Here is a 6,738-nt window from a genome sequence, read left to right as displayed (position 1 = left end):
CTGGTACTAATAATTCGCATTCAATTCCGGGTTATTCTTCTCTTCTTTTTCTATATCCACGTAGGTTGACAATACATCTGCCTTTCCTTTTCCAACAGCAACTGTGTGTTCAAAGTGAACAGACGGGCTTCTGTCGCGGGTAGCTACCGTCCAGCCATCTTCCAGGTACTCTACGTCCTTGGAACGGAGATTGATCATAGGTTCAATCGCTATCACCAGTCCTTCCTTCATTACAGGGCCGCTACCTCTCTTTCCGTAGTTAGGTACCTGAGGATCCTCATGAAGGTTCCGGCCCAGGCCATGCCCAACCAGTTCCCTTACCACGCCATAACCACGCTCCTTTTCAGTATACTCCTGGATGGCATAGGAAATATCACCTATCCTGTTGCCAACAACCGCCTTCTCTATGCCTTTGTACAGGGAGGCTTTGGTGGCTGTCATCAGGCGGAGTACGTTTTCGGGTACATTACCAATGGCAAAGGTGTAGGCGCTGTCTGAGTGAAACCCATTCATATACACCCCAACATCCACTGTAAGGATATCGCCGTCTTTCAGCACGTATTTATTGGGAATACCATGTACTACTTCTTCGTTTACAGAAATGCAGCAGGCATTCGGAAATCCTTTATAATTCTTGAAGGAAGGAGTTCCACCATTTTCAACGATAAACTTATCAGCAACTGCATCCACTTCCAGAGTGCTCATACCCGGTTTCAGGGTCCTGGCCACTTCCGCCAGGGCTGCACTCAGGATCAGGGCACTTTTACGTATCAACTCTATTTCTTCCTTCGTCTTATAGTGAATCATAGCAATCCTTTTCATTCGCGGTTAGCACCTACCGGCTTATGAGCCGGTGAAGAACTAACTGTTCTATATTCAAAAATAATATAGCCACTAAAGCGGAAGGCTTCTGTGGCTATTTTATTGTTCTTGTAACACTTTTGTGTTCAATTACTTATGCATTAGCCGGGGCAGTTCTGCCTTTGATACGGCCGGTGCTCATAAGACCATCGTAATGACGCATCAGGAGCTGGCTTTCAATCTGTTGCAGTGTGTCCAGGATAACTCCCACCATGATCAGCAGGGATGTACCTCCGAAGAAAGTAGCAAAGTTGCTGTTCACCTTAAAGGCGGCAGCCAAACCAGGCATGATACCCACTATTGCCAGGAAGAAAGCACCAGGCAAAGTAATACGGTCCATCACCGCACCGATATAATCGGCGGTAGCTTTACCCGGTTTAATACCAGGAATGAATCCGTTATTACGTTTCATTTCATCCGCCATTTGGGTTGGATTGAAAATCAACGCAGTATAAAAATAAGTGAATACGATAACGAGTATGGCGTAAATCACGTTATACCAACCATTCGTATGATCACTGAAGATGCGGATAAAGCCGGATGCACTTTCTGAGGAAGTGGCGAAGCCTATTGCAGTTGCAGGGATGAACATAATAGCCTGAGCGAAGATGATAGGCATTACACCGGCAGCATTCACTTTGAGAGGAATGAACTGGCGTACTCCACCATATTGTTTGTTACCTACAATGCGCTTGGCATAATTCACCGGTATTTTCCTGGTACCCTGAACAAGCAGGATAAGGCCTACAGTGATTAAGATAAAGATGGCGATTTCAATAAGGAACAGGATCGGTCCACCCGCTTCACCTGCAACTTTACTGGAAAATTCTGCGACCAAAGCCTGTGGTAAACGGGCAAGGATACCCATCATGATAATGATGGAAGTACCATTACCAATTCCTTTGTCTGTGATCTTTTCACCGAGCCACATTACGAACAGGGTACCTGCAGTAAGTAAAACGGTGGTAGAAAGCCAGAAGAAAAAGGTACCATATTCGGCAATAATAGCGCCACCTGACTGATTACGCAGATAAGCAACGTAAGCACTCGCCTGGAAACCTGTTACGATAACTGTGAGGTAACGGGTGAACTGGTTAATTTTTTTGCGGCCGCTTTCACCTTCTTTCTGCATTTTCTGGAATTGCGGAACAGCTATGGTTAATAACTGAATAGCAATGGACGCAGAGATGTATGGCATAATACCCAATGCAAATATGGAAGCCCTGGAAAACGATCCGCCGGCAAACATGTTAACCAAACCCAGGATACCCTGATTAGAATTTTTCTCAAAGTCGGTGAGCGCATTTGCATCAATGCCGGGCAAAGCGATATAGGATCCTATGCGGTAGATGAGGACCAGGAGCAGGGTGGTCAGGATGCGGTTACGCAAATCCTCAATACTCCAGATATTCTTAATCGTTTCGATAAATTTCTTCACAGGAAGATAAAGGTTTAATAGCGCTATTAAATATGAAAAGACGCACTACTCCGTAGGCGTCTCCTCAGTCGTAAAGTCTTATACCAGTTCTACTGATCCACCTGCTGTTTCGATGGCCTGTTTAGCTTTTTCGCTGATTGCGTTAACTTTAACAGACACTTTGGTTTTGAGTTCGCCGTTAGCGAGGATCTTCACCTTAGCGGTTCTGTTAATCAGACCGTTCATGAACAGGTTTTCCAGATTAAACTCCTGAAGGCCATATTTTTCAACTAAATGATCCAGCTGACCCAGGTTGAAGATTGTGTATTCTTCACGGTTGTTATTCTTGAAACCGCGTTTTGGCATACGGCGTTGGATTGGCATCTGGCCACCTTCGAAGCCTTTTTTGCTGGCGTAACCGGCACGTTGCTGGATACCCTTGTTACCTTTTGTAGAGGTACCACCTTTACCGGAAGCCTCACCACGTCCGAGACGTTTCTCTTTATGTACAGCGCCTTGTGCAGGCTTTAATGAATGCAGATTCATAGTTTAATTGTTTTTACTTGCGCGGAAATTAACCGCTCGCTTATGTTAAAATAAAAATGGTAAAGTCACAAATGTAAAGGTAAGATTATCAACAGACAATCCCACAGCAGTGTTACTTAATTAAGCGTTAACTGTTTCTACCGTTACAAGGTGATTAACTTTACGGACCATACCCAGGATCTGAGGAGTAGCTTCTACTTCAACAGTAGCATGCATTTTAGTCAGGCCCAGCGCCTTCAAGGTCAGTTTCTGCCTTTCAGGACGGTCTATACCACTTTTCACTTGAGTGATCTTAATCTTTGCCATAAATCCCTATCCGCTAAAAGCGGAGTAATTTAATTGTTAATGAATTATTTTCAAAATTTCCAGGTGATACCCGCTTTCCGGCGGGTTAGTATCAACCGTTGAAAACTTTCTTCAGGGAAACGCCTCTTGTTTTAGCGATACCGATTGGTTCGCGTAACATGCCTAAAGCTTTGAAGGTAGCTTTCACCACGTTGTGCGGATTAGCGGAACCCAGAGATTTAGCCAGAACGTCGGTTACACCAACGCTTTCCAGTACTGCACGCATGGAACCTCCTGCGATCACACCGGTACCGTGAGCGGCTGGTTTGATCAATACTTTGGCGGCGCCTTCTTTAGCAAACTGATCGTGAGGAATGGTACCGTGCATAACAGGAACCTTGATCAGATTCTTCTTAGCATCGTCTATACCTTTGGTGATAGCCTGCTGTACTTCTTTGGCTTTACCAAGACCATGACCAACAACACCGTTTTCGTTACCTACTACTACCAGAGCGGAGAAACTGAATGTACGACCGCCTTTGGTGGTTTTAGTAACACGGTTGATCGCCACTACTTTCTCTTTCAGCTCCAGATCACCAGCCTTTACTTTATTGAATGAATTCTTTGCCATTTTATTTTATAAGAATTACTTGTTCAGAATTATAAGATTCGGACTCCGTGATTAAAACTGAAGACCGCCTTCTCTTGCTCCGTCAGCTACGCTTTTCACGCGGCCATGATATAAATAACCACTTCTGTCGAAAATGCAGGTGGTAAGACCCAGTGCCAGTGCTTTAGCAGCCAGCGCCTTTCCTACCAGTACAGATTTTTCGCTTTTGGTACCTGCCTGTGCTTTGATATCCTTATCACGGGAAGAAGCGGAGGCCAGGGTAGTGCCATTGGTATCATCGATCAACTGCACATAAATATCGCTGTTGCTACGAAATACAGATAATCTTGGTGCCTGTGCAGTACCGGAGATTTTCTTACGGATGCGGTAGCGGATTTTCTGTCTCCTGTTAACTTTTGTGCTCATTTTGAGTTTTATTTTATTACCCCGATGCTGCCGGGATATCTGTTAAAATCAGCTAACCAGCTAAAGTAGCTGATTAGCCAATTAAATATTTTACTTACCGGCTGATTTACCAGCTTTCTTACGTACCACTTCATCGCTGTAGCGAACACCTTTACCTTTGTACGGCTCTGGTTTACGCAGGCTGCGGATTTTAGCGGCTACCTGGCCCAGCAACTGGTTGTCGATACCTTCCAGCATGATTTTAGGGTTCTGGCCTTTTTCAGTAAGGGTAGACACCTTCAGTTCTTTCGGAATTTCGAAAACGATATTGTGAGAGTAACCTAAAGCGAGATCCAGTAACTGACCGTTGTTTGCTGCTTTATAACCAACACCCACCAGTTCCAGTTGTTTTTTGAATCCTTCAGTAACACCTTCAACCATGTTCGCCAGTAAAGCGCGGTATAAACCGTGGAGTGCTTTGTGGCGGATCTGTTCGGTTGGGCGGATCACTGTTAAAACGCCGTCCTTCACCTCAATTTTCATATCCCTGTCGATGCTTCTTTTCAGTTCACCTTTAGGGCCTTTTACGGTTACTTCATTGGTAGGAGAAACAGTAACTGTAACTCCGCTGGCCAATTTGATAGGACTTTTACCTATACGAGACATAACTTTAATTTAAAGTTGTTTGATATTGATGTACCGGTTATCCGTGTTCAGCGCCGTATAGAGAGCTTAATTGTCAGATAACTTAAGTGAATGACCGGTTGGATAACAACCAGTCATTCAATATATTAATAGACGAAGCAAACTACTTCGCCACCTACGTTTTGAGCTTTTGCTTCCTTATCGGTCATTACACCTTTGGAAGTAGAGATAATCGCTACGCCTAAACCGTTCTTCACGCGCTTAAACTCATCTGGTTTAGCGTACTGACGCAGACCTGGGCGGCTGATGCGTTGTAATTCCTTGATAGCGGGTTCTTTGGAGATCGGATCGTACTTCAAAGCGATTTTGATTACGCCTTGTTTAGTATCTTCTTCGAATTTGTACTTCAGGATATAACCTTTATCGTACAGAATTTCTGTAATGCGTTTTTTCAGCTTGGAAGCCGGAATTTCCACAATCCTGTGGGTGGCCATTTGCGCGTTCCGGATGCGTGTCAGGAAGTCTGCTATTGGATCAGTAACCATTGTTGTAATAGTTTGATAAATGTTTACAATGCGATATCCAATCGTAATAAGATGGGAATCAAATAACTTTTTTTGGATCTACTCATCCGGTGGTCCGGATTGGTAAATACCTTGAATTACCAGCTGGCTTTTCTAACGCCAGGGATTTTACCTGCGAGTGCCAGGTCGCGGAACATGTTCCTGCAGAGGCCGAAGTGACGCATGTATCCTTTAGGACGACCGGTCAGCTGGCACCTGTTTTTCAGACGAACAGGAGAAGCGTTTTTTGGAAGTTGATCCAGTGCAGCGTAGTCACCGGCAGCTTTCAGGGCAGCGCGCTTTTCTGCAAACTTAGCTACCATAGCTTCTCTTTTCCTTTGTCTGGCTTTTACGGATTCTTTTGCCATAATTATATTATCGTTTCGATTTACTGATTATCTTTTTTCATATTCCTGAAAGGCATGCCCATTTCCTTCAGCAGCTCGTAAGCTTCTTCGTTGGTAGTGGCAGTGGTAACAAAGGTGATATCCATACCGGACATTTTTGTTACTTTATCGATATCGATTTCAGGGAAGATGATCTGTTCAGTGATACCCATAGTGTAGTTACCACGACCGTCAAATGCTTTTTCGTTCACACCTTTGAAGTCACGTACACGTGGGAGGGATACCGCGATCAAACGATCCAGGAAGTCGTACATATTAGTGCTGCGTAAAGTTACACGTGCACCGATAGGCATGTTCTTTCTGAGTTTGAAGTTGGAGATATCCTTTTTAGACAGGGTAGCGATAGCTTTCTGACCAGCGATGCGGGTCATTTCGTCTACTGCAATGTCTACCAGTTTCTTATCGCCTACTGCACCATTGATACCCTGGTTCAGGCAAATCTTTACCAGGCGAGGAACCTGCATTACACTTTTGTAGTTGAATTTCTTCATCAGTGCAGATTTAACTTCCTCGTGGTATTTGGTCTGCAGTCTCGGAGTATATTTTGTGTTTGACATTATTTAATTTCCTCCCCTGATTTTTTAGCGATACGAATTAATTTACCGTTTTCTCTCTGCCTGTTCACCCTGGTAGGTTTACCAGTTTTAGCATCCCACAGCATCACATTAGAGATAGCGATAGGAGCTTCCTGCTTAACAATACCACCTTTGGTATTCTGGGCAGTAGGCTTTGTGTGTTTGGTAATAATGTTAACGCCTTCTACAAGAATGCGGGCTTTAGCAGGATCCACTTCCAGCACTTTACGCGCTTTGGTTCTGTCCTTGTCATCGCCGGCAATTACCGCAACCAGGTCGCCTTTCTTAATGTTAAATTTAGGCTTAAATCTAGTTTTCATTACTTTGATTTATTTATAAACGCCAAGCGAAACAATAGTTTCGCTTGATTAATTTTTTTTCTCGTTTTGCAAACGGGCTGCAAAGATAAGAAATATTTTCGGAT

11 protein-coding genes are annotated in these 6,738 nt (G+C 44.0%); all 11 read right to left on the bottom strand.

From position 1 onward, the window contains the following. Window positions 1–6: 6 nt before the first annotated feature. Window positions 7–807 carry a type I methionyl aminopeptidase gene (map, locus tag VN105_RS28965; protein ID WP_325646844.1) on the bottom strand — a complete coding sequence of 267 codons (801 nt, stop codon included), beginning with the start codon at window positions 805–807 and terminating at the stop codon, window positions 7–9. A 148-nt stretch (window positions 808–955) separates the two neighbouring features. Further along, complete coding sequence (secY, locus tag VN105_RS28960) at window positions 956–2,299, bottom strand: preprotein translocase subunit SecY (RefSeq protein WP_325646842.1); 1,344 nt, start codon at window positions 2,297–2,299, stop codon at window positions 956–958. Between the two features lie 78 nt (window positions 2,300–2,377). Further along, entirely contained in the window at window positions 2,378–2,824 is a 447-nt protein-coding gene (rplO, locus tag VN105_RS28955) for a 50S ribosomal protein L15 (protein ID WP_325646840.1), read from the bottom strand. Between the two features lie 120 nt (window positions 2,825–2,944). Further along, window positions 2,945–3,130: a 50S ribosomal protein L30 gene (rpmD, locus tag VN105_RS28950; protein WP_079470757.1), complete on the bottom strand. Its 186-nt coding sequence runs from the start codon at window positions 3,128–3,130 to the stop codon at window positions 2,945–2,947. Window positions 3,131–3,221: 91 nt separating this feature from the next. Beyond that, a complete protein-coding gene (gene rpsE / locus VN105_RS28945) occupies window positions 3,222–3,740 on the bottom strand; it encodes a 30S ribosomal protein S5 (protein ID WP_142685985.1) in 519 nt (172 codons plus the stop codon). Window positions 3,741–3,791: 51 nt separating this feature from the next. After that, complete coding sequence (gene rplR, locus VN105_RS28940) at window positions 3,792–4,145, bottom strand: 50S ribosomal protein L18 (protein WP_325646837.1); 354 nt, start codon at window positions 4,143–4,145, stop codon at window positions 3,792–3,794. Window positions 4,146–4,235: 90 nt separating this feature from the next. After that, a complete protein-coding gene (rplF, locus tag VN105_RS28935; protein WP_325646835.1) occupies window positions 4,236–4,790 on the bottom strand; it encodes a 50S ribosomal protein L6 in 555 nt (184 codons plus the stop codon). A gap of 125 nt (window positions 4,791–4,915) precedes the next feature. Beyond that, window positions 4,916–5,314 carry a 30S ribosomal protein S8 gene (rpsH, locus tag VN105_RS28930; RefSeq protein WP_325646833.1) on the bottom strand — a complete coding sequence of 133 codons (399 nt, stop codon included), beginning with the start codon at window positions 5,312–5,314 and terminating at the stop codon, window positions 4,916–4,918. 116 nt (window positions 5,315–5,430) lie between these two features. Beyond that, complete coding sequence (gene rpsN / locus VN105_RS28925; RefSeq protein WP_142685981.1) at window positions 5,431–5,700, bottom strand: 30S ribosomal protein S14; 270 nt, start codon at window positions 5,698–5,700, stop codon at window positions 5,431–5,433. Window positions 5,701–5,720: 20 nt separating this feature from the next. Further along, a complete protein-coding gene (gene rplE / locus VN105_RS28920) occupies window positions 5,721–6,296 on the bottom strand; it encodes a 50S ribosomal protein L5 (RefSeq protein ID WP_325646829.1) in 576 nt (191 codons plus the stop codon). Next, the gene (gene rplX / locus VN105_RS28915; RefSeq protein ID WP_325646828.1) at window positions 6,296–6,634 is read right to left on the bottom strand and encodes a 50S ribosomal protein L24; all 339 of its coding nucleotides are present in this window, start codon (window positions 6,632–6,634) and stop codon (window positions 6,296–6,298) included. The genes rplE and rplX overlap by 1 nt, the downstream gene beginning before the upstream one ends. Between the last annotated feature and the right edge of the window lie 104 nt (window positions 6,635–6,738).

Source organism: Chitinophaga sp. (assembly GCF_035564935.1).
GTDB lineage: Bacteria > Bacteroidota > Bacteroidia > Chitinophagales > Chitinophagaceae > Chitinophaga.
Note: the sequence above shows the minus strand (reverse complement) of the source record. Positions and strands in the feature narration are given on the sequence as shown.

Bases quoted from the DNA above. Each gene is read 5' to 3' on its own strand.
- map (WP_325646844.1), bottom strand. From the start codon at position 807: ATGATTCACTATAAGACGAAGGAAGAAATAGAGTTGATACGTAAAAGT.
- rplO (WP_325646840.1), bottom strand. From the start codon at position 2,824: ATGAATCTGCATTCATTAAAGCCTGCACAAGGCGCTGTACATAAAGAG.
- rpmD (WP_079470757.1), bottom strand. From the start codon at position 3,130: ATGGCAAAGATTAAGATCACTCAAGTGAAAAGTGGTATAGACCGTCCT.
- rpsE (WP_142685985.1), bottom strand. From the start codon at position 3,740: ATGGCAAAGAATTCATTCAATAAAGTAAAGGCTGGTGATCTGGAGCTG.
- rplR (WP_325646837.1), bottom strand. From the start codon at position 4,145: ATGAGCACAAAAGTTAACAGGAGACAGAAAATCCGCTACCGCATCCGT.
- rplF (WP_325646835.1), bottom strand. From the start codon at position 4,790: ATGTCTCGTATAGGTAAAAGTCCTATCAAATTGGCCAGCGGAGTTACA.
- rpsH (WP_325646833.1), bottom strand. From the start codon at position 5,314: ATGGTTACTGATCCAATAGCAGACTTCCTGACACGCATCCGGAACGCG.
- rpsN (WP_142685981.1), bottom strand. From the start codon at position 5,700: ATGGCAAAAGAATCCGTAAAAGCCAGACAAAGGAAAAGAGAAGCTATG.
- rplE (WP_325646829.1), bottom strand. From the start codon at position 6,296: ATGTCAAACACAAAATATACTCCGAGACTGCAGACCAAATACCACGAG.
- rplX (WP_325646828.1), bottom strand. From the start codon at position 6,634: ATGAAAACTAGATTTAAGCCTAAATTTAACATTAAGAAAGGCGACCTG.